General features: G+C 63.4%; 21 protein-coding genes. 8 read left to right on the forward strand and 13 right to left on the reverse strand.

Annotation, left to right across the window (positions count from 1 at the left end):
- Window positions 1-59: 59 nt before the first annotated feature.
- The 5 genes from BCY88_RS29720 to BCY88_RS29740 form a co-directional block, all read right to left on the reverse strand.
- Window positions 60-476, reverse strand: coding sequence for a VOC family protein (locus BCY88_RS29720; RefSeq protein WP_120347737.1), 417 nt, complete (start codon window positions 474-476; stop codon window positions 60-62).
- Between the two features lie 299 nt (window positions 477-775).
- A complete protein-coding gene (gene tal / locus BCY88_RS29725; protein WP_120347738.1) occupies window positions 776-1,729 on the reverse strand; it encodes a transaldolase in 954 nt (317 codons plus the stop codon).
- A 348-nt stretch (window positions 1,730-2,077) separates the two neighbouring features.
- Window positions 2,078-3,298 carry a benzoate/H(+) symporter BenE family transporter gene (locus tag BCY88_RS29730; RefSeq protein ID WP_120347739.1) on the reverse strand — a complete coding sequence of 407 codons (1,221 nt, stop codon included), beginning with the start codon at window positions 3,296-3,298 and terminating at the stop codon, window positions 2,078-2,080.
- A gap of 39 nt (window positions 3,299-3,337) precedes the next feature.
- On the reverse strand, window positions 3,338-4,513 hold the full coding sequence (locus tag BCY88_RS29735; RefSeq protein WP_120347740.1) for a vWA domain-containing protein: 1,176 nt from the start codon (window positions 4,511-4,513) through the stop codon (window positions 3,338-3,340).
- A 72-nt stretch (window positions 4,514-4,585) separates the two neighbouring features.
- Window positions 4,586-5,428, reverse strand: a complete 843-nt coding sequence (locus tag BCY88_RS29740; RefSeq protein WP_063495172.1) for an AAA family ATPase — start codon at window positions 5,426-5,428, stop codon at window positions 4,586-4,588.
- Window positions 5,429-5,870: 442 nt separating this feature from the next.
- Here BCY88_RS29740 and BCY88_RS29745 point away from each other — a divergent pair, with 442 nt between their 5' ends.
- Together BCY88_RS29745 and BCY88_RS29750 are read left to right on the forward strand one after the other, a co-directional pair.
- Window positions 5,871-6,239: a c-type cytochrome gene (locus BCY88_RS29745; RefSeq protein ID WP_120347741.1), complete on the forward strand. Its 369-nt coding sequence runs from the start codon at window positions 5,871-5,873 to the stop codon at window positions 6,237-6,239.
- A gap of 59 nt (window positions 6,240-6,298) precedes the next feature.
- Complete coding sequence (locus tag BCY88_RS29750) at window positions 6,299-6,682, forward strand: c-type cytochrome (RefSeq protein WP_120347742.1); 384 nt, start codon at window positions 6,299-6,301, stop codon at window positions 6,680-6,682.
- Between the two features lie 103 nt (window positions 6,683-6,785).
- On the opposite strand, the gene BCY88_RS29755 is transcribed toward BCY88_RS29750, so the two are convergent.
- The 3 genes from BCY88_RS29755 to rsxB form a co-directional block, all read right to left on the reverse strand.
- Window positions 6,786-7,220, reverse strand: coding sequence for a DUF1841 family protein (locus BCY88_RS29755; RefSeq protein ID WP_028196863.1), 435 nt, complete (start codon window positions 7,218-7,220; stop codon window positions 6,786-6,788).
- A gap of 109 nt (window positions 7,221-7,329) precedes the next feature.
- Window positions 7,330-7,974, reverse strand: a complete 645-nt coding sequence (gene nth, locus BCY88_RS29760; RefSeq protein ID WP_120347743.1) for an endonuclease III — start codon at window positions 7,972-7,974, stop codon at window positions 7,330-7,332.
- A 38-nt stretch (window positions 7,975-8,012) separates the two neighbouring features.
- Complete coding sequence (rsxB, locus tag BCY88_RS29765; RefSeq protein ID WP_120347757.1) at window positions 8,013-8,849, reverse strand: electron transport complex subunit RsxB; 837 nt, start codon at window positions 8,847-8,849, stop codon at window positions 8,013-8,015.
- Window positions 8,850-9,079: 230 nt separating this feature from the next.
- Here rsxB and BCY88_RS29770 point away from each other — a divergent pair, with 230 nt between their 5' ends.
- Window positions 9,080-9,712, forward strand: coding sequence for a TetR/AcrR family transcriptional regulator (locus BCY88_RS29770; RefSeq protein ID WP_020065324.1), 633 nt, complete (start codon window positions 9,080-9,082; stop codon window positions 9,710-9,712).
- A 130-nt stretch (window positions 9,713-9,842) separates the two neighbouring features.
- Here BCY88_RS29770 and BCY88_RS29775 read toward each other — a convergent pair whose 3' ends face one another.
- Together BCY88_RS29775 and BCY88_RS29780 are read right to left on the reverse strand one after the other, a co-directional pair.
- Window positions 9,843-11,120 carry a polyhydroxyalkanoate depolymerase gene (locus tag BCY88_RS29775; protein WP_120347744.1) on the reverse strand — a complete coding sequence of 426 codons (1,278 nt, stop codon included), beginning with the start codon at window positions 11,118-11,120 and terminating at the stop codon, window positions 9,843-9,845.
- Window positions 11,121-11,299: 179 nt separating this feature from the next.
- On the reverse strand, window positions 11,300-13,180 hold the full coding sequence (locus tag BCY88_RS29780; protein WP_120347745.1) for a glycoside hydrolase family 15 protein: 1,881 nt from the start codon (window positions 13,178-13,180) through the stop codon (window positions 11,300-11,302).
- Between the two features lie 241 nt (window positions 13,181-13,421).
- Between BCY88_RS29780 and BCY88_RS29785 the strand changes: the two genes are divergently transcribed.
- The gene (locus tag BCY88_RS29785; RefSeq protein ID WP_120347746.1) at window positions 13,422-13,667 is read left to right on the forward strand and encodes a hypothetical protein; all 246 of its coding nucleotides are present in this window, start codon (window positions 13,422-13,424) and stop codon (window positions 13,665-13,667) included.
- 281 nt (window positions 13,668-13,948) lie between these two features.
- Here the strand turns inward: BCY88_RS29785 and BCY88_RS29790 are convergent, their stop codons facing one another.
- Complete coding sequence (locus BCY88_RS29790) at window positions 13,949-14,101, reverse strand: DUF3096 domain-containing protein (RefSeq protein WP_120347747.1); 153 nt, start codon at window positions 14,099-14,101, stop codon at window positions 13,949-13,951.
- Window positions 14,102-14,255: 154 nt separating this feature from the next.
- Here BCY88_RS29790 and BCY88_RS29795 point away from each other — a divergent pair, with 154 nt between their 5' ends.
- The gene (locus BCY88_RS29795; protein ID WP_183081486.1) at window positions 14,256-15,548 is read left to right on the forward strand and encodes a lactonase family protein; all 1,293 of its coding nucleotides are present in this window, start codon (window positions 14,256-14,258) and stop codon (window positions 15,546-15,548) included.
- A 163-nt stretch (window positions 15,549-15,711) separates the two neighbouring features.
- Here the strand turns inward: BCY88_RS29795 and BCY88_RS29800 are convergent, their stop codons facing one another.
- Window positions 15,712-19,857: a DNA translocase FtsK gene (locus BCY88_RS29800; RefSeq protein ID WP_120347749.1), complete on the reverse strand. Its 4,146-nt coding sequence runs from the start codon at window positions 19,855-19,857 to the stop codon at window positions 15,712-15,714.
- A 235-nt stretch (window positions 19,858-20,092) separates the two neighbouring features.
- Window positions 20,093-20,632 carry an META domain-containing protein gene (locus tag BCY88_RS29805; RefSeq protein WP_120347750.1) on the reverse strand — a complete coding sequence of 180 codons (540 nt, stop codon included), beginning with the start codon at window positions 20,630-20,632 and terminating at the stop codon, window positions 20,093-20,095.
- Window positions 20,633-20,897: 265 nt separating this feature from the next.
- Here BCY88_RS29805 and purT point away from each other — a divergent pair, with 265 nt between their 5' ends.
- The 3 genes from purT (at window position 20,898) to BCY88_RS29820 (ending at window position 22,954) form a co-directional block, all read left to right on the forward strand.
- The gene (purT, locus tag BCY88_RS29810) at window positions 20,898-22,112 is read left to right on the forward strand and encodes a formate-dependent phosphoribosylglycinamide formyltransferase (protein WP_120347751.1); all 1,215 of its coding nucleotides are present in this window, start codon (window positions 20,898-20,900) and stop codon (window positions 22,110-22,112) included.
- Between the two features lie 128 nt (window positions 22,113-22,240).
- Window positions 22,241-22,453, forward strand: a complete 213-nt coding sequence (locus BCY88_RS29815) for a DUF6726 family protein (protein ID WP_120347752.1) — start codon at window positions 22,241-22,243, stop codon at window positions 22,451-22,453.
- Window positions 22,454-22,579: 126 nt separating this feature from the next.
- Window positions 22,580-22,954: an MliC family protein gene (locus BCY88_RS29820; RefSeq protein ID WP_120347753.1), complete on the forward strand. Its 375-nt coding sequence runs from the start codon at window positions 22,580-22,582 to the stop codon at window positions 22,952-22,954.
- The last annotated feature ends 46 nt before the right edge of the window (window positions 22,955-23,000 follow it).

Below are 23,000 nucleotides of genomic sequence, written 5' to 3' on the forward strand. Positions count from 1 at the left end.
TGGTCGACCGTCCGCCCGCCGCGGTTGCGGCAGCCGGACCGGTCGCGTACCGCAGGTTCTTACTCTTCCGGCACCGTCACCATCCAGCCGAGACCGAAGCGGTCTACCACCATCCCGAATCCTTTGCTCCAGAAGGTGGCCTGAAACGGCAGATTGACCTGTCCGCCGTCGGCAAGCGCATTGAAGTATTTTTCTGCCGACGCGGCGTCGTCGGCCGTCAGCGACAGGCTGAACCCGTTCATCGCGCCCGCGGCGGGGTCGCAGTGGCCGTCGGATGCCATCCAGACCGTCGAGCCGAGCTTGACGGCCGCATGCATGATCTTGTCCTCGATACCGGGGCGTATCTGCGCCTGCGAATCGGGCGGCGCGTCCTTGTAGCGCATCTGGAATGTGACTTCGGCGCCGAGTTTCTCGGTGTAATACTTCAGCGCTTCTTCACAGCGGCCGTTGAAAAATACGTAAGGCTGAACGTACATGATCGTCTCCCGGAATAGAGGTCAGCGGCGCCGCATTCCTTCGGCAAACGGCAGCGACGGAGCGGGCGTGCAGACGATTGTAGTCGTCCGTTGGGGCAGCAATTGTGACTTTATTGCGTAAGGGAAAAGCGTAAGGCGCGCATGGCGGGCCGTGGCGCGGGGCGTGCTTTGGCCACGCGCCGCGCCGCAGTAAACGGCGCACGGCCCTGAACCGCAAGGCGCAGGGCCGTGTACTCGACCTCACACGCGGTCACATGCGCGACCGCGTACCTGGGCGACGAAACCGACGAAGACGAAGCTTAGCGCAGCGCTTCGATCAGCTTTTCCAGCTTGACGGCGTCTGCCGCGAAGGCGCGGATGCCTTCAGCGAGCTTTTCGGTCGCCATGGCTTCGTCGTTGACGAGGAAGCGGAACGACGACTCGTCGACCGGCACGCGCTCGATCTCCGTACCCGAGGCGAGTTCAGGCGACAGCTTGCGCTCGACCTTTTCGGTGCTGTCCTGCAGCTTTTGCAGCAGGTCCGGGCTGATGGTCAGCAGATCGCAGCCGGCCAGTTCCAGAATCTGGCCCGTGGTGCGGAAGCTTGCGCCCATCACCTCGGTCTTGTAGCCGAACTTCTTGTAGTACGCGTAAATACGGCGCACCGATTTGACGCCCGGGTCGTTGGCGCCGCCGTCTTTGGCTTCGTCCCACGCGCTGCCGGCGTTCTTCTTGTACCAGTCGTAGATGCGGCCGACGAACGGCGAGATCAGCTGCGCGCCCGCTTCGGCACAGGCGGCGGCCTGCGCGAGCGAGAACAGCAGCGTCATGTTGCAGTGGATGCCTTCCTTTTGCAGCACTTCCGCCGCGCGGACGCCTTCCCACGTGGAAGCCAGCTTGATCAGCACGCGTTCGCGGCCGATACCGTGGTCTTTGTACAGGGCGATCAACTCACGGCCCTTGGCGATCGATGCTTCGGTATCGAACGACAGGCGCGCATCCACTTCGGTCGACACCCGGCCCGGGATGATCTTGAGGATTTCGGTGCCGAACGCGATCAGCAGTTGATCGATGATCGCGCCGACCGGTTTCGACGCGTGCGCTTTCACGGTCTTTTCGAGCAGCGGCTTGTAGTCGTCTTTCTGGACGGCTTTCAGAATCAGCGACGGATTGGTGGTCGCGTCCTGCGGCTTGTACTGCGCAAGCTGCTGGAAGTCGCCGGTATCGGCCACGACAGTGGTGTATTGCTTGAGTTGGTCGAGTGCGGTTGTCATGTTCGAGCCTTCATGGCGCGCGTGCGCCGTGGTTCAGGAGAAATGAGGTCGCCACCGGACGGAACAGACCAGACAGTTCCGGCGGCCGCGGGTCACGCTGCAGCGTTCGCCCGTCATGTTGCCGGAAAACGCTGCCGGATACTTCTATTCTATGGCGGATCGTCTGATGCAGTATTGACACTTGGCGGCGCCGATCCGTTCACAGGGATTTCGCGGGCGGCGAATTTGCCCTGGATCGGCTTCCGGCACCACCTTGGGCTTTGTATGCGCCGCCGGCCTCCGGGGCCCTTTGCTGGCCTGGCACCAGATTGCAGCGGCGAATTTTCGCCTGCGATCTTGGCCAACGATTCAGGTGCGCCGGGCGTTCAGCACCAGTTGCGTCAGCACGCCCGCCACCAGCCCCCAGAACGCCGAGCCGATCGACAGCAGCGTGAGGCCCGAAGCCGTCACCATGAACGTTACCAGCGCCGCCTCGCGCTGTTTCGTGTCCTGCATCGCGTTGGCAAGGCCGCTCATGATCGAGCCGAAAAGCGCCAGCGCCGCGACGGAAACCACCAGCGCTTTGGGCAACGCGGCGAACAGCGCGGCGATGGTCGCGCCGAAAATCCCGGCGATCAGATAGAAAATGCCACCCCAGACCGCCGCGGTGTAACGCTTGTCGCGGTTTTCGTGCGCTTCGGGGCCGGTACAGATCGCCGCCGTAATCGCCGCAAGATTGATGCCGTGCGAGCCGAACGGCGCGAGCAGCAGCGAGGCGATGCCGGTTGTCGAAATCAGCGGGGCGGAGGGCGTGGTGTAGCCGTCGGCGCGCAGCACGGCGATGCCGGGCACATTCTGCGAGGCCATCGCGACGACGAAGAGCGGAATGCCGATGCTGATGCTCGCCGCGATCGAAAATGCCGGCATCGTGAACACCGGGTGGGCGAGCGCCACGTGAAAGCGGCTGAAGTCGAGCAGCCCGAGCGCTCCGGCGGCGATCGTGCCGGCGATCAGCGTTGTCACAATCGCATAGCGCGGCGCGAGCCGTTTGATGATCAGATAGGTGAAGAACATCGTGAGCACGAGTGCGGTCTGGAACTGCGCCGCGCGGAAAATCTCGATGCCGATTTCGAACAGAATGCCCGCCAGCAAAGCCGAGGCGATACCGGCCGGGATTTTCTTCATCAGCGTATCGAACCAGCCGGTCAGGCCGACTGCCGTCAGCAACACCGCGCAGACGATGAACGCGCCGATCGCCTCAGGATAGGCCACATGCGGCAGCGACGACACCAGCAGTGCTGCGCCGGGCGTCGACCATGCAATGACGATCGGCGCGCGAAAGCGCAGCGAGAGGCCGATCGTGCAGACGGCCATGCCGATCGAGAGCGCCCAGATCCAGGAGGAAATCTGGGCGTCGGTGAGATGCGCGGCCTGGCCCGCCTGGAACATCAGCACGAGCGAACTGGTGTAGCCCGTCATCATTGCGACGAAACCGGCGACAACGGTGGACAACGACGTATCGGCAAACGGCTTGAGCGGCCCGGCGTGGGCGTCGGCAGGGGATAAATCGGGCGAGGAAGACGGATTCATGCTGAAGCTTTCTTATAGTTGGGATAAAACGCGATCTGACTATTTGCTCAATATCCGCATCGCCGTTTCGAGTCCGGCGAGGGTGAGCGGGTACATGCGGTGTCCGAGCACCTCGCGGATCGCGCTGACCGATTGGCGATATGCCCACAAACCTTCCGGCTCCGGATTGAGCCATGCGTAGTGCGGGAAATGATCGGCGAGGCGGCGCAGCCACACGGCGCCGGCTTCGGCGTTGTTGTATTCGACCGAGCCGCCCGGCTGCAGCACTTCATAGGGGCTCATGGTCGCGTCGCCGACGAAGATCAGCTTGTAATCGGGCGTGAACTTGTGCAGCAGATCCCACGTCGGCATGCGTTCGGCATGGCGGCGGCGATTGTTCTTCCACAGGAAGTCGTACACGCAGTTGTGGAAGTAATAGAACTCGAGATGCTTGAACTCGGCCTTGGCGGCGGAAAAGAGCTCTTCGGTGCGCTTGATGTGGTCGTCCATCGAGCCGCCCACGTCGAGCAGCATCAGCACTTTCACCTTGTTGTGCCGCTCCGGCACCATCTTCAGGTCGAGCCAGCCGGCATTCGCGGCGGTGCTGCGGATCGTATCGGGCAGATCGAGCTCTTCGGCGGCGCCTTCGCGGGCGAAACGGCGCAGGCGGCGCAGCGCGACCTTGATGTTGCGCGTGCCGATTTCGACCTGGTCGTCATAGTCGCGGTAGGCGCGTGCCTCCCACACCTTCACCGCCGTGCGATTACCCGCCGCGTCCCCGCCGATGCGCACGCCCTCGGGGTTATAGCCGCCGTTGCCGAACGGCGAAGTGCCGCCCGTGCCGATCCACTTGTTGCCGCCTTCGTGGCGCTCCTTCTGTTCGTCGAACAGTTCCTTCAGGCGCTCCATCAGCTTGTCGAGGCCGCCCATGGCCTCGATCTGCGCTTTTTCCTCGGGCGACAGATCGCGCTGCAGTTTCTTCTTGAGCCAGTCGAGCGGGATGTCGAAGGCGAGCTCCGAGGCCTTCGCGACGCCGTTGAAATAGGCGCCGAACGCCTGGTCGAACTTGTCGAAATACTGCTCGTCCTTGACCAGCGTGATGCGCGCGAGATAGTAGAACTCGTCGAGCGACGGCGCGATCACATTGGCTTTCAGCGCTTCGAGCAGCGTCAGGTATTCCTTGACCGACACCGGCAGTTTGGCGGCGCGCAGCGAGTAGAAGAAGTCGATCAGCATGCTGTGTCCTCGGCGGCGGGTGTGCGGCGCGGCGCCTTCATCAACGGGTATTCGCGCTCATTCAGCGATCAATCAACGGTTATTGCGGTTCATGAAAATCAGCCGCTCGAACAGGCTCACGTCCTGTTCGTTCTTCAGAAGCGCGCCGTGCAGCGGCGGAATGATCTGCTTCTGGTCGGACGAGCGCAGCGCTTCGGGCGGAATGTCTTCGGCGAGCAGCAGCTTCAGCCAGTCGAGCAGTTCCGAGGTGGACGGTTTCTTCTTCAGACCGGCGACGTTGCGCAACTCGAAGAAGCTCTGCATGGCCGCGGCGAGCAGTTCCTTCTTGATGCCGGGGTAGTGCACCTCGACGATCTGCTGCATGGTGACGGGGTCGGGGAACTTGATGTAGTGAAAGAAGCAGCGGCGCAGGAACGCGTCGGGCAGTTCTTTCTCGTTGTTCGACGTGATGATCACGAGCGGGCGCTTTTTGGCGCGAATCAACTCGTGGGTCTCGTACACGTAGAACTCCATGCGGTCCAGTTCGCGCAGCAGGTCGTTCGGAAATTCGATGTCGGCCTTGTCGATCTCGTCGATCAGGAGCACCGTTTGCTCGTCCGACTCGAACGCCTGCCACAGCACGCCCTTGACGATGTAGTTGCGGATATCCTTGACGCGCTCGTCGCCGAGTTGCGAATCACGCAGGCGCGAGACCGCGTCGTACTCGTACAGGCCTTGCTGGGCCTTGGTGGTGGACTTGATATGCCATTGCAGGAGCGGCATGCCGAGCGCGGCGGCCACTTCCTCGGCGAGCATGGTTTTGCCGGTGCCGGGTTCGCCTTTGATCAGCAAGGGGCGCTTCAGCGTCATCGCGGCGTTGACCGCGAGCTTGAGGTCGTCGGTGGCGACGTACTGCGATGAGCCTTCAAAACGCATGGCGAGATGCTCTTTTTTGGGAAAAAACCCAGTATAAGTCAGAAGGCCTGTTGCGCTGAAACGGGCTCGCGTATGGTTTCACCCGCGGTGTCGGCCGCCAAAGCGAGCGCCCCGATGGGCTCGCGAGCGGCTCGCGTTTACCCGGTGTGCCCGAATGTACCCAGTGGCCGTGCGCGGGCCGTCGTGGGCGCGCTGGGCAGGAGCGGCCGGATCACTGCGGTTGGCGCCAGGCCATGCTGATGAGGCGTGGCGGAGCAAAAAAGGCGCTAGTCGCGGCTTTGCGGCGCCCGGATGCGCCGCTGGCCCTGCCCGGTGGACGTTCGGCGCGACGTCGCGGTACAATTAGCCCGATTTTTTTGGCCTGCGTGGCTACCCATAAGAATAACGGCGCGGGCCGTTGCCTTTTCGGGCGCCCGTTTCCCCTCAAGCCAGGTTACATGCTATGAATAAATTCGTTGGCAAACACGTCGTGATCGCAGCGCTGTCGGTGCTCGCGGGCTATGCGGCCAGTGCGCAGGCAGCGGATGTCGTCGGCAACGCGAAGGCGGGCCAAGGCAAGGTCGCGATGTGTATTGGTTGCCACGGCATTCCTGAGTACCGCACGGCTTACCCTGAGGTCTACCGCGTGCCCAAGCTCGGCGGCCAGAATCAGGCGTATCTCGAGAACGCCATGCATGGCTACAAGAAGGGCGACCGCCACTTCGAAACGATGCACGCGATCACCGCGTCGCTTTCGGATCAGGACATCGCCGACATCGCTGCCTACTACGCAGCGCAAAATGCGTCTTCGAAAAACAATCCCGACAAGTGATCGGCTGCGCTCATCCATCTGGTCACTCGGCTATTTATATTCGCGGGATAGGAGAATTCATGAATAAGCCCCAACAGGCACTCCACACGGTGTTCAAGGCTGCATGCGCGTCGGCGGCAGTTATCGGTCTGGTTGCAGCGAACGTCGCGCACGCCGCTGACGCCGGCAACGGCAAGGTGCTGGCGGACAGCCACAACTGCGCGGCCTGCCACGGCGTCAACCTGAACAAGCCGGTGAGCCCGGAATATCCGAAGCTCGCCGGTCAGCACTCCGATTACGTCTACTGGGCGCTGCGCCAGTATCAGATGGGCAACGGCAATCCGCACCTCGGTCGCAACAATCCGATCATGCAGGCGCAAGTGCAAAGCCTGTCGCAAAGCGACATGAAAGACATCGCTGCCTACGTCGAATCGCTGAACGGCGATCTGGTGCAGAAGAAGTAACAGGGTTGCGCTGTTACTGCGCTGTTTTTGTATCTCTTGCAGATTGAACGACACCCCGCTTCGGCGGGGTGTTGTGCTTTTGAGGTCCGGTTTCAGCGACCCTTCAATCCCGTGTGGCGCGCCGCTCGATGCGCTGCAGGTAGGCGTCGGTGTCCGGCGGGGTGCCGGTGCGCTGTGCTTCCCAGATGGTTTCGCCGAGGCAGTCCATGATTGCGTGCTGCGCCTCGTGGGTCGAGCCGAGACGGGCGGCGAGCCGTTCGTGCGCTGCGCGGATGCCCGGCGGCTGGTCGATCGACAACTGTTCGCTGATCGCCAGATGCATCGACAGATGCAGGAACGGGTTGGTCTGGCCACGCTCAGGCGAGTAGTCCTGCGCCTGGGCGGCTTCTGTGTGGGTGAGGTCGGCGTGAAATTCCGGATGCTCGACGATCCAGTCGGCAGCGATTGCTTCGAGCGGCGTCAGAATTTCGCCTTGACGCTGTTTGCGCCAGGTGTCGGTAAAAAATTGGCGGACTTCGTCGCGGCTGGGATTGAACATCGTGGGAGCGGTGCGGTTAGTGTGGGGCTTGACGTGGGCACGCTTGCAACGTGCTAGCAGGCCGCCATTTTACGCCGGGGCCACGCAGCTTGCTGGCGGTGCTGCGCCTTCAAAGATCCGGCGGCGGCGTCTTGGGCCGGAATTCGCACAACGGCTCGATCACGCAATGCCAGCATTCCGGCCGGCGCGCTTTGCATACATAGCGGCCGTGCAGAATCAGCCAATGGTGGGCGTCCTGCTTGAACTCGGCAGGGGTGAATTTTTCCAGCGCTGCTTCGACCGTGCGCACGTCTTTGCCGGGCGCGAGCCCGGTTCGATTCGCAACCCGAAAAATGTGCGTGTCGACGGCAATGGTGGGATGACCGAACGCCGTGTTCAGGATTACGTTCGCTGTCTTTCGGCCGACCCCGGGCAAGCTTTCGAGCGCCTCACGATCTTCCGGCACTTCGCCGCCGTATTGATCGAGCAGAATGCGGCAGGTCGCGATCACATTCTTCGCCTTGGTCCGATACAGGCCAATCGTCCTGATGTAGCCGGCAACCCCTTCTTCACCGAGATCGAACACCTTCTGCGGCGTGTTCGCGACCGGGAACATCTTGCGCATCGCCTTGTTCACCGAGACGTCGGTAGCCTGTGCCGACAGCAGTACGGCAATCAGCAGTTCGAACGGTGTGGTGTATTCGAGCTCGGTCGTGGGATGCGGATTGAGACTCTGCAGCGTTTCGTAGATGGCGCGGCGTTTGTTCGCGTTCATGCGCGGTCTAAAGGTTAAAGGTAAGGGTTGGCGAAAGGTTAGCGCTTGGTGGGCGGAATATCGGTGTTACCCGCGGTGTTGCCCGCAGCGAGTCCGAGACGGCGGCGGCGTGCTTCAGCGGCGTCGATCTGCGCTTGCACGTCGGCGCTGACGCGCTCTGTGTTTTGTGGACCTTGGCCCTTGGCGGCCAACTCTTCTTTTTTCTGCCGCGCGCGCTCGAGCGCGGCCTGGATGATCGCGCGTTTTTTCGCTTCGGCGTCACCGGTTGCCGGTGCGGCGGGTGTTGCGCTCGCGCCTGTCTCCAGGGGTTGAGCGGGGACGCTGCTGACGGCTCGCCGCGCTGCAGCACGCGCTTCGGCCGCTTCGCGTTCGCGTGTGAGACGGGCTTCGCGCTGGTTGTGGCGTGCGCGCGCGGCGTTGGCCTGCGCCTCGCTCCATGCGTCCCAGCCGGTTGCCTCACCGGTGACCGGCGGCATTGCGATGCAATCGACCGGGCAGGGCGGTACGCACAGGTCGCAACCGGTACAGAGCGCGGCGATCACCGTATGCATCTGTTTCGGTGCGCCAACTATTGCATCGACCGGACAAGCCTGCATGCACAGCGTGCAGCCGATGCAAACCTGTTCGTCGATAACCGCCAACGGGCGTGGCCGTTCGACGCCGTTGGCGGAATTGAGCTGAATCACCGGTTTGCCGAGCAGTGCGGCGAGGCGTGCGACGCCCTCGGCGCCACCCGGCGGGCACTGATTGTAGTTGGCTTCGCCATTGGCGACGGCCTCGGCATACGGACGGCATGCCGGATAGCCGCACTTGGTGCATTGCGTTTGGGGGAGCAGATCCTCGATGCGGTCTGCGAGTGTTTTGGAGTCGATCACGGTCACAACGTGGGGGCTTGCCTTGCGGCCGCGGTGCTTGAACTAAATAGCACATTATCGCCGATTTCCCCAATTGCCATCCGCAATCCATGTGCCATAATCGAAGCGCTTTTTCGAAAGACCGCATAAGGGTGTTCCCCCAACCAGCCCGTTCAGTGCTGTCGGTGCAAGGCCCGAGGAGAGGCCGGCGGCGCGATCCGGATAACGCGGCTCACGAAGACGATGCCACCATGAATCAGCCGAAAATCAAAAGAGATCCTGAAGGCACGCGGCGCCGCATTCTGCTTGCGGCGGCCGAAGAGTTTGCAAATGGAGGGTTGTTCGGCGCGCGAGTCGATCAGATCGCCCGCCGCGCGGAGACGAATGAACGCATGCTTTATTACTACTTCGGTAGCAAGGAGCAGCTTTTCACCGCAGTACTCGAGCATGCATTCAGCGCGCTCAATGAAGCAGAACGAACACTCGAACTGAACGGTATCGCGCCGGTCGAGGCGGTGACACGTCTCGCGCATTTTGTTTGGGATTACTACCGCGATCATCCCGAGCTGCTGCGTCTCGTCAACAACGAGAATCTGCATGAGGCACGCTACATGCAGAAGTCGACACGCATCCGTGAAATGATTTCACCGATCGTCGCCACGCTCGGCAGCATTCTCGAGCGGGGTCAACGCGCCGGGCTGTTTCGCACGAACGTCGATCCGTTGCGCTTTTACGTGACGCTGTCCGGCATGGGCTACTACATCGTGTCGAATCGCTTCACGCTCGAAGCAACACTGGGTCGTGATTTCAGTAGTGCGAGCGAACGCAGCGAAGTGATTCAGATGAACACGGAGTTGCTGCTGGCGTATCTGTTGCGCAAGTAAGTGGCCGCGCGCTTGCGCCTGAACGGCATAAGGCGCGTCATCAGACGTGCCCTGAGGCGTGCTCCGGGAAGTGCCAGAAACGACAACGGCCTCTGAATAAGAGGCCGTTGTTTATCGCTGCGCGCGGTGTTCAGGCTTCGACTTTTTCCTTCGTTACCTTGGGCGCTTTGTTGTGCTCGAGGATGAAGTCGCGCAGTTGCGGATAGATGATGGTGCGCCAGCGGCGACCCGAGAAAATGCCATAGTGGCCGCATTTTTCCGCGGTGAAGTGGCGCTTGTCTTTCTCCGGAATGCCGGTGCACAGATCGTGTGCCGCGAACGTCTGACCGTCGCCAGAGATATCGTCCAGCTCGCCTTCGATCGTGAAGAGCGCGGTCGTCTTGATGTCCTGCGGACGTACTCGAACGCCCGCGACGTCCCACGTGCCTTCGGCGAGACTGAATTCCTGGAACACCACGCGGATCGTGTCGAGGTAGTAGTCCGCGTCCATGTCGAGCACGGCGTTGTACTCGTCGTAGAAGCGGCGATGTGCTTCCGCATCGTCTTCGTCGCCACGCAGGAGGCTCTGGTAGAAGTCCCAGTGCGAAGCCGCGTGCCGTTCCGGGTTCATCGCGACGAAGCCGGTGTGTTGCAGGAAGCCCGGGTAAACCTTACGGCCCACGCCCGGATAGTTCGGCGGCACCGTGAAGATCACGTTGTTTTCGAACCAGCCATGCGAGTGCTGCGTGGCAAGCGAGTTGACCGAGGTCGGGCTCTTGCGTGCGTCGATCGGGCCACCCATCATCGTCATGGTGCGCGGCGTGTCTTCGCCGCGGCTCGCCATCAGCGAAATGGCGGCGAGTACCGGCACGGTGGGTTGGCATACCGAGATCACGTGCAGATTCTTCGCGCCGATGTGGCGGATGAATTCCTGAATGTAGGCGACGTAATCGTCGAGATGAAACTCGCCTTCTTCGAGCGGCACCATGCGTGCGTCGATCCAGTCGGTCAGATAGACCTTGTGGTCTTGCAGCAACGTGCGCACGGTATCGCGCAGGAGCGTGGCGTGGTGCCCTGACAACGGTGCACACACCAGCACGGTCGGCTCATCTTTCAATTGGGTGACAGCGTCGCTGTCGTCCGCGAAACGCTTGAAGCGCATCAGGCGGCAAAACGGTTTCTCGATGATCGTTTGTTCGATGATCGGAATGTTGTGACCGTCTTTGACAATCTGATGAAGGTTGAACTCAGGCTTTTCGTAATCTTTACCAAGCCGGTAAAGCAGTTCGTATCCGGCGGAGAGGCGTGTGGCACCGGGCACATAGGCCAATGGACTGGCGGGATTCGCGAACGATTTCGACGCGGCCTGGGCCCAGGCGGTGAGGGGGCTCAACATCGCCCGCTGGAATTCGTGCAATTGGTAGAGCATGGGTGCTCCGTTTAAGCGGTTCGCATGGGGCTTGGCAAACACGCATGTGGCGTTGCGGCAGGCCGTATTGGTTGTGGGCACATTGATTTTCGGCCAACAGTCTGCTCGATCATACTGAACAAAGCGTACTTGTGCAATGCAGCAATTTGCGCGCGGGTTGCGTACAAACTGTCATTGAATCATGGTACTGGCGATGCTGCCGCGCCGCTATCGGGGGTTGCCGCAGCCTCAAGTTCCTGTGCCGCGCTGCCGTTATGCGGTGGCTGCCCGGTGGCCTGCGCCATTGCCTGCTCGTGCTTCATCAGGTTCAGGCCGGTATGCACCAGCGCCACGTGCGAAAACGCCTGGGGGAAGTTGCCGACCAGGCGCTTCGCGGCCGGATCGTATTCTTCGGCGAGCAGACCGACGTCATTGCAGAGATCGAGCAGCCGCTCGTACATCGCAACGGCTTCCTCGATGCGGCCTTGCAAGGCCAGGTTGTCCACCATCCAGAACGAGCACGCGAGGAAAGTGCCTTCGCCGGGTGGCAGGCCGTCGTCGTATTCGGTGGTGCGGTAGCGCATGACGAAGCCGTCGTGCATCAGATCTTTTTCGATCGCGGCCACCGTGCCTTTGATGCGCGGATCCTGTGGCGGCAGGAAGCCGACCAGCGGCATCAGCAGCACGCTCGCGTCGAGCTGGTCGCTGCCGTAGGACTGGGAGAACGCGTTGAGCGCCGGATTCCATGCCTTTGCGCAGACTTCCGCGTGGATGGCCGCGCGGGTTGCCCGCCATGCGTCGAGCGGGCCTTCCAGCTTGAACATGTCGGCTGAGCGGATGGCGCGGTCGTAGGCGACCCACGCCATCACCTTCGAGAACGTGAAGTGCTGGCGCCCGCCGCGCGTTTCCCAGATGCCTTCGTCCGGCTCCTGCCAGATCGTGTCGAGGTGGCCGAGCAGCGCGCGCTGCACGTTCCAGGCGGTGTCGTCCGCCTGCAGGCCGCCGACGCGCGCGAGATGCAGCGCGTTCATGACTTCGCCGTAAACGTCGAGCTGGCGCTGTCCGACCGCGTTGTTGCCGATCCGCACGGGTTTGGCATCCTGATAGCCCGGCAACCAGTCGATCTCGAACTCGGGCAGGCGGCGCTCACCGGCGATCCCGTACATGATCTGCAACTGATCGGGCGCGCCGGCCATCACGCGGCCGAGCCAGCTGCGCCACGCGCGGGCTTCGTCGTAGTAGCCGCCGCGCATCATCGCGAGCAGCGTGATGGTGGCGTCGCGCAGCCAGCAGTAGCGGTAGTCCCAGTTGCGCGTGCCGCCCAACTGTTCCGGAAGCGACGTGGTGGGCGCGGCGACGATGCCGCCGGTCGGCTCATAGGCGAGCGCCTTTAGCGTAATCAGCGAGCGGCGGATTGGCGCGGCCCATTTGCCTTCCACGGTGCTGCGCGCCGACCATTCGAGCCAGTGGTTCTCAGTGCGCGCAAGCGACGTGTGCGGATCGCGGCTCGGCGGAATGCGCAGATGCGAGGCCGCATAGGCCAGCGAAAACGGCACGCGTTCACCTTCGCTCACGCTGAATTCCGCGACGGTCTTCATGTTCTCGCCGCGCAGCTCGACCGGCGTGCGCAGCACCGCGGTATCGGGGCCGACAATCGCCTTGATGCCGCTGTCGTGCTTCAGCCGATCGACCCACGGAATCGAAAAGCCGTAGTCGAAGCGCAGCACCAGTTCCATCTGCATGCGCACGGTGCCGCGTTTGCCGACCACGATCCGCACCATCTCCGACCAGCCGTTGCCTGGCGGCATGAAATCGATCAGCGTGACCGCGCCTTCAGGCGTTTCGAAATCGGTTTCGAGGATGAGCGTCTCGCCGCGATAACGGCGCGTAATCGTGGGCGGCGTATCCGAGACCGGCGCAATCAGCCAGCGGCCGTTGTCGGGCGTGCCGAGCAGGGCGGCGAAGCAGGCGCCGGAGTCGAAGCGCGGCCAGCACAGCCAGTCGACGGATCCTTCCCGGGAGACGAGCGCGGCCGTGTGGCCGTCGCCGATGAGCGCGTAGTCTTCGATGAGTGCGGGCATGGGGCAACGTGTCAGTTATACGCGAGGCAGGGGCCGCCGCGCTTGGGGTCGGGTTAGTGTCGTTGTTTTTACCGGACTCGCGCGATGCATTTTGGTTCAGCGCGCAATGCGGCTAAATGCGAGTTGGTAATTGTCAAATCACTGCCTACAATCATTTTTCATGCCGATGCGCGGAGCTCTCCGGATCATGTATCGGCCCTGTCCACGACGTATGCCGATACCGTCTTTGAGGACCCGAGCGATGCTGAACCCGTCGAAAGCCGATTGCATCACGATTCTCTCCGCCGCCAGCCAACTGGCCGGCGATTCGCTGCTGCCGCTCGAACATGGCCGACTGGGTCTGAGCCGCAACGGAATGCTGGCCGCGGCGGCTTTTCTGGTCGAACGGGCCTGCTTCCGGCGTCATCAGGAAGGTGACGGACATTATGCCGTCGGTGGATTGTCGTTGCAGGGGCGTTTGCGGCTCGACCAGCTTTCGAACGGCTGATACGGCTGATTCGACTGATTGCACGCAGCACGGGCTTGCGCCGCGAGGTTGCCTTGCATCTGGCACGCCGCTTTGCCATGCCGCGCCTCGCGTGAATCCGCAAAGTACGCACCGATTCGCTGTGCCAATTGTTGCGCTGCCGCAGCCGGCAATGCACGTGCCATGCATGCCATTGCGCATCCCGGCACCCGGTGAGTACGAGACGTGGCCGGGCCGGCACTGCGCCCGGTCGTGTGTCCCTTTCCGCTCAGCTTGCTGACCATCTGGCCGGCTGCACTCGTCTAGAAGTGCGACGCCCCCACGCCGAAAATCCCAATGATGCCGATGATGATCAGATAGAGCGCGACGATGAAGTTCAACAGGCGCGGCATGACGAGGATCAGAATGCCGGCGATCAACGAAACCAGCGGGCCCAGGCTAAGTGTGACGTTCATGAAAGCTCCGTAGTGTGATGGGGGTGAGATTCACTGCATGATCCGACACAACGCTTTTATACTTGCCTCGATAAAACAATTCGACCGATTGCGCGGCAGACCAGAGACACCGTTACAACCGAATCCACCCGATAACCGATGTCCAGGAGGTCCTATGCTTCGTCGTCAGCGGGCCGCAGTGCGCGCCGTTTCAAGCTCTTCTTTGCCTTCTGCTCAATCCACCTCATGGCGCGGCGCCCGGCCAGTTCCATTGCGCTCCGCCCGCTCGATAATAAAAGGTTTCGTGCTCATGGTCTCGATTGTTGCTTCGCATGCGTTTGCGCAAGATTCCGGCCCGGTCCCCGCCGACGGCGTCTATGACATGCTGGTCGGTACTTACACCGGCGGCAAGAGCGAGGGCCTTTACGTCTATCGCTTCGATACGAAGACGGGCGAAGCGACTCGCGTGTCGGTCGCGCAGACGGTCAACCCGTCGTATCTGGTGGTGAGTTCTGACCGGCGCTTCGTCTATGCGGTCAACGAATTACCCGGCGACAACGGTCCGGCTACGCAACGCGGCGGCATCAGCGCGTTTCGCTTCGACGCCGCGAGCGGCCAGTTGACCTTCCTCAACAAGGTCTCGTCAGACGGCAATGACCCGTGCTATCTGAAGCTGTCGCCGGACGGCAAATATCTGCTGACCGCGAACTACTCGGTGGCGGCCGATCCGGGCGGCAGCTTCGCGGTGTTTCCGTTGCAGGCCGACGGCCAGGTGGGCGCGTCGGTGCTGACGGTGCACCATGAAGGCGGTGGTCCGGTGAAGGGGCGTCAGGACAACTCGCACGTTCACTCCACGGTGTTTTCACCTGACGGTCACTACCTGTTCGCGCAGGACCTGGGCGCCGACAAGCTGTATTCGTACCGCTACACGCCGGACGGCAGCCGCGGCCTGTTCGGGCCGACCGACTGGCGTTACACCCAGGAAAAAGCCGGCACGGGCCCGCGCCACCTGGTGTTCGGCGCGGACGGCAAGCATGCGTATCTGACGAGTGAATTGGCCGGCACGGTCAGCACCTTCAACTACAACGAAGGCAGGCTCACACAGGTTCAAACGATCTCGCTGGCCGAGCCGGGCTTCAAGGGCGCGGTCGGCGCGGCGGCCATTCACCTCTCGCCTGACGGGCGCTTCCTGTATGCCACCAATCGCGGCGACGCGAACGATATCGTGATCTTCTCCGTCGATCCGGCCAACGGTCATCTGAAGAAGATCGGTCGTCAGTCGAGCCTCGGCAAGTCGCCGCGCGAATTCGCGATCGACCCGACCGGCAATTGGCTGATCGTCGGCAATCAGAACAGCGACACGGTGGTGGTGTTCAGGCGCGACCAGCAGAGCGGCTTGCTTGAAGCGAATCCGAAGCAGTTCGAACTGGGTTCGCCGGTCGACTTCAAGCTGGTGTCGCCATCGTGAGTGCGGGGCACGCGCGCGGCGTGAATGTCCGTCAGCATTCGCGCTGCCGTGTGATCTGAACATGTCTGCCGTGTAAGAAAACGGGCCGCTCGGTGAACTGAGCGGCCCGTTTTTTTCGGCGGTTTGGGTTGGCGGTTGCCGGTTCTACATGCGTACTGGCGTGTTACTCCGCCGGTCCCGGCGCGAGCACTTCACGGCTGCCGTTAATGCCCATGGCGGACACCAGGCCCGCTGTCTCCATCTGCTCGACGAGGCGTGCCGCGCGGTTGTAGCCGATGCGCAATTGCCGCTGCACCGACGAGATCGACGCGCGCCGCGTGCGCACCACGAAGGCGACGGCTTCGTCGTAAAGCGGATCGGCTTCGGCGTCCGGCGTATCGCCGAACAGATCCTGCGACGCGCCTTCGGTGGCGGGGCCGTCGAGAATGCCTTCTTCGTATTGCGGTTCGCCGAACTGCTTCAGATACTCGACGATCCGATGCACTTCCTCGTCGGCGACGAACGCGCCGTGCACGCGCTGCGGGTAGCCCGAGCCTGGCGGCAGGAACAGCATGTCGCCCTGGCCGAGCAGCGATTCGGCGCCCATCTGATCGAGAATCGTGCGCGAGTCGATTTTCGACGACACCTGGAATGCCACGCGCGTCGGAATGTTCGCCTTGATGAGACCGGTGATCACGTCCACCGACGGACGCTGCGTCGCCAGAATCAGGTGAATGCCGGCGGCGCGCGCCTTCTGCGCGAGACGCGCGATCAGCTCTTCGATTTTCTTGCCCGCGACCATCATCAGGTCGGCCAGCTCGTCGATCACCACGACGATCAGCGGCAGCGGCGCGAGCGGCTCGGGTGCTTCCGGCGTCAGCGAGAACGGGTTACCGAGCTTCTTGCCCTTGGCTTCCGTATCGCGGATCTTCTGGTTGAACCCGGCCAGATTGCGTACGCCGACCGCGGACATGAGTCGATAACGCTTTTCCATTTCGCCGACACACCAGTTCAGTGCATTGGCCGCCAGCTTCATATCGGTGACGACCGGCGCGAGCAGATGCGGAATGCCTTCGTAGACCGACAGTTCCAGCATTTTCGGGTCGATCATGATGAGCCGCACTTCTTCCGGCGTCGCCTTGTAAAGCAGCGAGCAGATCATGGCGTTGATCGCCACGGACTTGCCCGAGCCTGTCGTGCCGGCAACCAGCATGTGCGGTGCCTTCGCCAGATCGGCGACCACCGGATGGCCCGTGATGTCTTTGCCCATCGCCAGCGTCAACTGCGAATGCGAGTGCTGGTAGACGTTGGCTTCAAGGATTTCGGACAGGCGGATCGTTTGCCGCTTGGCGTTCGGCAACTCGAGACCCATGCAGGTCTTGCCGGGAATGGTTTCGACCACGCGGATCGAGGTGAGACCGAGGCCGCGCGACAAATCCTTCATCAGGCCGACGATCTGACTGCCGCGCACGCCGAGCGCCGGTTCGATCTCGAAGCGCGTAATGACGGGACCGGCCGAGTGGCCGACCACCGTTACCGGCACCTTGAACTCCTGCAGACGCTGCTCGATCAGCAGGCCGGTTTCGATGAGCTTCTCTTCCGAAACCGGTTCGACGTCGGTGTCGGCGCGCGCGAGCAGATCGAGCGTCGGCAACTCGACCATCGATGCCGCCGGCGCGCGGAATTCGAAGCCGTTGGCCGGGGCGTGGCCGCGCAACGGGGTGCTGCGCTGGGCTGCGGGCTCGGTGGATTCGGTAGGTTCGCTGGACTCGGTCGCGGCTTCGGCGGCGATGTGGATTGCAGGCGGTGCGGCTGGGATAGTGGGGAAGGCCGGCGCTGCTGGTGTTGCTGGAGTATTCGGTGCGCTTTGTGCGTAAGACTGCCCGATGGCGTTGGTGCTGGCAGCGTCGGCGTCGGCGTCGTAGGCGACGATGGTGGCCGAGGTCAACGGGGTGGCCTGAGCAGTGACGCCGGGGAAGCGGACCACATTTGACGCGTGCGGTGCAGCGCTTTGCGGCTGGATTGTCGCGGTGGCGGTCGAGGCGTCGTCAGTGTTCGAGAAGTCTGCGGCGGTCGATGTGTCCGATGCATCCGATGCGGATGACGAGTACACGTCGTCGGATGGGTTCGAGGTATCCGATAGGGTAGGGGCGTCCGTTGTTTCTGCTTCTACTGGCGCGTGCGCTTCGCTCGCGCTCGCGACGTGCCATGGCGGTGTGGCGTGATGCAGCGGCACGGCTTCGCCCGGCGCGCCGGAGTCGGCGCCATGCGGCGCGTTTGCCGGCGCGATTCGTGGCGACGCGACAGCATCGCTCCTGATTTCCCACGGCGCCAGCGTTTTATCGACGACGACTTCGGCAATTGGCGCGGACGTCGCAGTGTGCGCTGGCGTCGATTCTTCTTCGACGAACGGCGGCGCGTCAGCTTGTGCTTCGCTCGCATGCAATTGAGCCGCGAAGATTTGAAACGGCGTGGGGGTGGCCGCCGGCCCAGCGTGCTGCGCGACTGCCGCTGGTGATTCTGACTGCGCTGGTGCCGATGTCTGCGCGGATGCAGATGCTTCTGTTCCTGCGTGCGCCGATGTCTGGGCGGATGACGATGCTTCTGTTCGAGCGTGTGCCGATTCCTGCGCTGATGACGGTGCTTCTCTTTGTGCTTGTGTCGATGCCTGCACCGGCGTGGCATGTTGTGCGACTGTCGCCAGTGCTTCTGTGTGTTCGTGTGCCGATGTCGGTGCGCCTGCCGGTACCGACGCCTGGGCCAATGTCGGCGCCAGTGCCAGTGCGGATGCCGCAGCCGACGGCGCCTGAATGATCGGCGGCTCGATCGGCCATTGCACGACGGGCTCAGCGTCTTCTGCGCGCGGCGCGGTGGACACGGCTTCAACGCGCGTCGTGTCGGCCGGCGGCTGCACCGGCATCGGGTTCGGCGCGGCCTCGGCGACATCCTGCAACGACGCGTCTACACCCCGTGCCGCGGCCATTCCACCTTCGCTCGCACGCGGCGAAGCCTCACCCGATTGCGTTGCTTTGAGCGACGATTCGGCGCTCAGCGGATCCGCGGTGACCATCGCGTTGTCCGCGCCGCTGCTCCGTGCGAGGCTGACGCCGGCGATGTCGGTCCAGCGTGCGGCGTTTTCCGCGATGCTGCGAAGCGTTTCCTGGACGCTGGCGGGCGGCGTGACTTTCTGCGCTGCGGGCATCGGCCGGGTATAGCTGGGCGCTGGCGAATCGAACGAAGCCGGACGCCGCGCGGGTTGCGCCGACGCGCTGTTGGCGTTCGTGCGCGGCGCGGTCGAGAGCGGCGGCTGGGCCGCGGTGGAGCGATTTCCTTGAGGTATTCCAGTCGGTCTGCTTTGACCCGTCGACGACCGGCCGGCGCCAGTCGAAGCGCTCGGTGCCGGGCCGGGCGCCGGCCCGGCTGGCGAACCTGCCACCAGCCGTGCAACTGTCGCGGTATGCAATGATTGAGCCGCCGAAGCCGCCGAAGCCGCCGAAGCCGCAACGGGCGCGCGCGGCGCCGTTGCCGGCTCACGCAACCACCCAGCCGGCGCAACCGGTTCGGCTGGCGCCCATGCAGCCCTGTCCGTTTTCAGCGGATGCGCCGGCGCCGGCGTCTGCGCTTGCATCGGCACGGGCCGCGACGCCTGACGCGGTGGCACCCCGGCAGAGGTCCGCAGCACCGGTTCTGCCGGCGCGGCCTGGCCGCGCGTCTTTATCGCGCCGGTACGCCAGCTTCCCTCCGCGCCACGCGCCGTTGTTTCCTTCGCCATCGCCGCACCCGCCGCGCCGCCAGCCGCAGCCGCGCCGCGGCCGCTCGCGGGCGGCCGCCAGACGGTCGGGCGTGCATAGCGGCCCTTGTTTTTTGGCGCCATCGTATTGGTGGCCGGCGACACGTGCGACGGCAAACCGTCATCGACGGTGCGATGGCGGCGCGCTTCCTCGTCGCGCCTCGCGAGGCCGCGTGACAGTCCCAGGCCGAATGCGCCATCGGCCCACACGGCGAGCTCGCGCCAGCGGAAGTCGATCAGCCAGGGCAGGCTGATTGCGAGCAGGGCAAGCGCCGCGAGCGGCGTGCCGATATGCCCGAGCAGATGCCCGAAGCCCGTCGCCAGCGCATGGCCGAAACCATTTACGCCGGCCGCGTCGATCAATGACGCCTCCAGCGTGCAGCTCGCCACCATCACGCAGACGAAGCCGAGCCAAAGGCGGATCGTGCCGGGGCCGCGCAAGCCTGCGCCGCCTGGCAGCGCCGACTTCACGAGACGCCACAAAAGAGGAATGAGCCAGACGGCTGACCCGCCGAACCAGCCGAAAACTACCGTGTGCATACTAGACATCAGCGAATGACGGACGCGCAAAAACGCAATCCGTCGAGTTTAACCGGCGAAGCTTGATGCTTCGAAGGCAAACGCAAGTATGTTTGCGTCGAAGGGGATGGCAGGCCTGCCCGCGGCCTGCCGTCGGTGAAAAACAACGGCCGCTAGCGGGGGCCGCGCGCGCCATGCGGACAGTATCGGTTGCGGGAGCGCATCCGGACCAGCCGTTTATCGGCCCGCGCATCCGTCATTTGGCGTTGCTGTCGAAGGTGAGCGTGTCGCCGTTATCGAGCATGAGCTGCATCTGCTGCGGCGCGCGCATCTGTACGCCCGTGCGGTCGATGTGCTCCAGCGCGTTGAGATACGGGCCTTCGATTTGCCCGCCCGGCGTGGCGCATGCCATGCGCGTGCCGCCCAGGGTGCCGAAGCTCAGCTTGCCGTCTTTCAGCGCATACGAACCCATGTAGCGGTTGCAGCCGGAAAAGCCGCTGGCGTGGCGCTGACCCGTGGCGGTGGAAAGCACGAGCGTGATCGGCGCGCCCTGATCGGCGGACGGAATCGCGCGTGCCGTGCCGTCGGCCTGTTTCCAGGCTGTGAGTACCCAACTCGTGTTGTCGAGCAACTGGGTGGCGGCCGGATTGAACGGATCGGGCGGTGCCGCTTCCGAGTCGGGATGCTTCGGGATGGCGCACGCGCTGCATAGCGCGGCGACGCTCAACGCGACGAGAGCCGTGCGCGCGTACGGGATGAAGCGCGCAACACGTCGCGGGGAGGCGCTTTGGAGCATGGCGTCGTTCCTCTTCAAACTGGCGAAGGCGTAAGGGTAACGCACTAAGCGCGCCGCACGCGAGTGCAACGGCGTGAGCGGACCTAAGCACGTGCGTCGCAGTGAGCGCTGTGGCGCCTTCTGCGCGCCTTACGCACAAATAGCAATGCAGACCCGGCGAGCAAGGCGCGGAGCGGGGTGCGCGTCGGGGTGTGCATCGGGGTGCGCATGTTAACATCGTGTTCTACCCAATCCCACCCTCATCCGACTTTTATCTGGAGACCTCATGCAGATCGGCCAACGGATCGGCACGCCCCTTTCTGAATCCGCCACGCGCGTCATGCTGCTCGGTGCGGGCGAGCTCGGCAAGGAAGTGATCATCGCGCTGCAACGGCTGGGCGTCGAAGTGATCGCCGTCGACCGTTATCCGAATGCGCCGGGCCATCAGGTCGCGCATCGCTCGCACGTGATCGACATGACCGATCGCGCCGCCTTGCGCGCGCTGGTCGAGCAGGAACGCCCGCACCTGATCGTCCCCGAGATCGAGGCGATCGCCACCGACGCGCTCGCGGCAATCGAAACCGACGGCCTCGCCGAAGTGATCCCGACCGCGCGCGCCACGCAGCTCACCATGAATCGCGAAGGCATCCGCCGCCTCGCCGCTGAGGAGCTCGGCCTGCCGACTTCGCCGTACGCGTTCGCCGATTCGCTCGAGGAACTGCGCGCGGGCATCGCCAAGGTCGGCTATCCGTGCGTGGTGAAGCCGGTGATGTCGTCGTCGGGCAAGGGGCAGTCGGTGCTGAAAAGCGACGCGGACGTCGAACCTGCCTGGCAATACGCCATGGCGGGCGGCCGCGTGAATCACGGCCGGGTGATTGTCGAAGGCTTTATCGACTTCGAATACGAAATCACCCAACTGACCGTGCGCGCGATCGATCCGGCAAGCGGCGCGGTCAGCACGTATTTCTGCGACCCGATCGGCCACGTGCAGGTGGCAGGCGACTACGTCGAATCGTGGCAGCCGCAGCCGATGAGCCCGCTCGCGCTGGAACGTTCGCGCGAAGTGGCGCACAAAGTGACTGCGGCATTGGGCGGCAGGGGCCTGTTCGGTGTGGAACTTTTCGTGCGTGGGGATGACGTATGGTTTTCGGAAGTCAGCCCGCGTCCGCACGATACGGGTCTCGTCACGCTGTGCTCGCAACGCTTCTCGGAGTTTGAACTGCATGCGCGCGCGATCCTCGGCTTGCCGGTGGACACGTCGCTGCGGGCACCGGGCGCGTCGGCGGTGATTTATGGCGGTCTGGACGAGACGGCTATCGCTTTCGAAGGCGTCGCCGCGGCGCTGGCCGTGCCGAATGCGGATCTGCGTCTGTTCGGCAAGCCGGAGAGCTTTGTGAAGCGCCGCATGGGCGTGGCGCTGGCCACCGGCGAGACGATCGGCGAAGCCCGCTCGCGCGCGAAGCAGGCCGCGGCGGCGGTGCGGCCGGTTTCCACGAAGTAACGCGCGTCGAAGCGCGCTGCACGGTGGTGTTGCAACGTATTGAAATGCAGTGAAGTACTGCGCGCGCCGGGCGAAACTTGCCGCGCGCGCAACCCGATTCATTGAAGTTCGCTGAAGTAGAGGTACGTATGGCCCTGGAGTCCCGCAAGAGCACGCGGTCTGGAAGGTTCGGCCGTCTCGGCGCGCTGGGTGTGATGCTTGCGCTCTGTGCCGGGATGGCGGGGTGCGGCCTTGCCGCCGCGCCGTGCCGGGTGGCGTCGGCCGGTCTGAAGATTGTGCCGCTGGTCGGACACGTCGCCGCCGCGCCGACCGACGCCTGCGCCAACGTGATCGATCCATAAGCGGTTCACCACGGATTCACGATTGCTCCACGAGCCATTATCCGGTGGCGCAGCCCGGCAACAACAGCCGGCGCAAACCAGGGCGCGCCGCTCGCGCTTGATGTGCAACAACGATCGAGGCATCTCATGAAGAAATGGCTTGTTGCAGTCGCCGCGGCAGCGGGTCTTGCGGTGTTGTGCGGGAATGCATGGGCCGCGCCATTGCATCTCTCCGAGATTCAGGCCAAAAGTCGCCAGACGCACAAGTACACCTGCGCGACCGGCAAGATTCTGCAAGTGACCTACTGGAACACGGCAAACGGTCAAAGCTTCGCGCTCGTGCCCGTCAAGGGGCAGCAACTGCTGTTCGTCAACACCATCTCGGCCTCCGGCGCGAAGTATCAGGCCGGCAGCTACACCTGGTGGACCAAGGGGCCGCGCGCCGACCTGTACGACGCGACAGCCGGCGAAAATGCACCGCCGATGCTGTCCGACTGCATCACCACCAATCTCAATCGCTGAGCATGATGCGGCGGCTTTCTTCAACCACGCCGCCTGTCTTGCCTGA

The organism is Paraburkholderia fungorum (assembly GCF_003610895.1).
In the GTDB taxonomy this organism is placed as follows: domain Bacteria; phylum Pseudomonadota; class Gammaproteobacteria; order Burkholderiales; family Burkholderiaceae; genus Paraburkholderia; species Paraburkholderia fungorum_B.

Bases quoted from the DNA above. Each gene is read 5' to 3' on its own strand.
- BCY88_RS29770 (WP_020065324.1), top strand. From the start codon at position 9,080: ATGAATCAGCCGAAAATCAAAAGAGATCCTGAAGGCACGCGGCGCCGC.
- BCY88_RS29720 (WP_120347737.1), bottom strand. From the start codon at position 476: ATGTACGTTCAGCCTTACGTATTTTTCAACGGCCGCTGTGAAGAAGCG.
- BCY88_RS29800 (WP_120347749.1), bottom strand. From the start codon at position 19,857: ATGCACACGGTAGTTTTCGGCTGGTTCGGCGGGTCAGCCGTCTGGCTC.
- BCY88_RS29805 (WP_120347750.1), bottom strand. From the start codon at position 20,632: ATGCTCCAAAGCGCCTCCCCGCGACGTGTTGCGCGCTTCATCCCGTAC.
- purT (WP_120347751.1), top strand. From the start codon at position 20,898: ATGCAGATCGGCCAACGGATCGGCACGCCCCTTTCTGAATCCGCCACG.
- BCY88_RS29775 (WP_120347744.1), bottom strand. From the start codon at position 11,120: ATGCTCTACCAATTGCACGAATTCCAGCGGGCGATGTTGAGCCCCCTC.
- BCY88_RS29820 (WP_120347753.1), top strand. From the start codon at position 22,580: ATGAAGAAATGGCTTGTTGCAGTCGCCGCGGCAGCGGGTCTTGCGGTG.
- BCY88_RS29735 (WP_120347740.1), bottom strand. From the start codon at position 4,513: ATGCTGATCGACTTCTTCTACTCGCTGCGCGCCGCCAAACTGCCGGTG.
- BCY88_RS29785 (WP_120347746.1), top strand. From the start codon at position 13,422: ATGCTGAACCCGTCGAAAGCCGATTGCATCACGATTCTCTCCGCCGCC.
- BCY88_RS29755 (WP_028196863.1), bottom strand. From the start codon at position 7,220: ATGTTCAATCCCAGCCGCGACGAAGTCCGCCAATTTTTTACCGACACC.
- BCY88_RS29740 (WP_063495172.1), bottom strand. From the start codon at position 5,428: ATGCGTTTTGAAGGCTCATCGCAGTACGTCGCCACCGACGACCTCAAG.
- BCY88_RS29730 (WP_120347739.1), bottom strand. From the start codon at position 3,298: ATGAATCCGTCTTCCTCGCCCGATTTATCCCCTGCCGACGCCCACGCC.
- BCY88_RS29745 (WP_120347741.1), top strand. From the start codon at position 5,871: ATGAATAAATTCGTTGGCAAACACGTCGTGATCGCAGCGCTGTCGGTG.
- BCY88_RS29790 (WP_120347747.1), bottom strand. From the start codon at position 14,101: ATGAACGTCACACTTAGCCTGGGCCCGCTGGTTTCGTTGATCGCCGGC.
- BCY88_RS29795 (WP_183081486.1), top strand. From the start codon at position 14,256: ATGCTTCGTCGTCAGCGGGCCGCAGTGCGCGCCGTTTCAAGCTCTTCT.
- BCY88_RS29815 (WP_120347752.1), top strand. From the start codon at position 22,241: ATGGCCCTGGAGTCCCGCAAGAGCACGCGGTCTGGAAGGTTCGGCCGT.
- tal (WP_120347738.1), bottom strand. From the start codon at position 1,729: ATGACAACCGCACTCGACCAACTCAAGCAATACACCACTGTCGTGGCC.
- nth (WP_120347743.1), bottom strand. From the start codon at position 7,974: ATGAACGCGAACAAACGCCGCGCCATCTACGAAACGCTGCAGAGTCTC.
- BCY88_RS29780 (WP_120347745.1), bottom strand. From the start codon at position 13,180: ATGCCCGCACTCATCGAAGACTACGCGCTCATCGGCGACGGCCACACG.
- BCY88_RS29750 (WP_120347742.1), top strand. From the start codon at position 6,299: ATGAATAAGCCCCAACAGGCACTCCACACGGTGTTCAAGGCTGCATGC.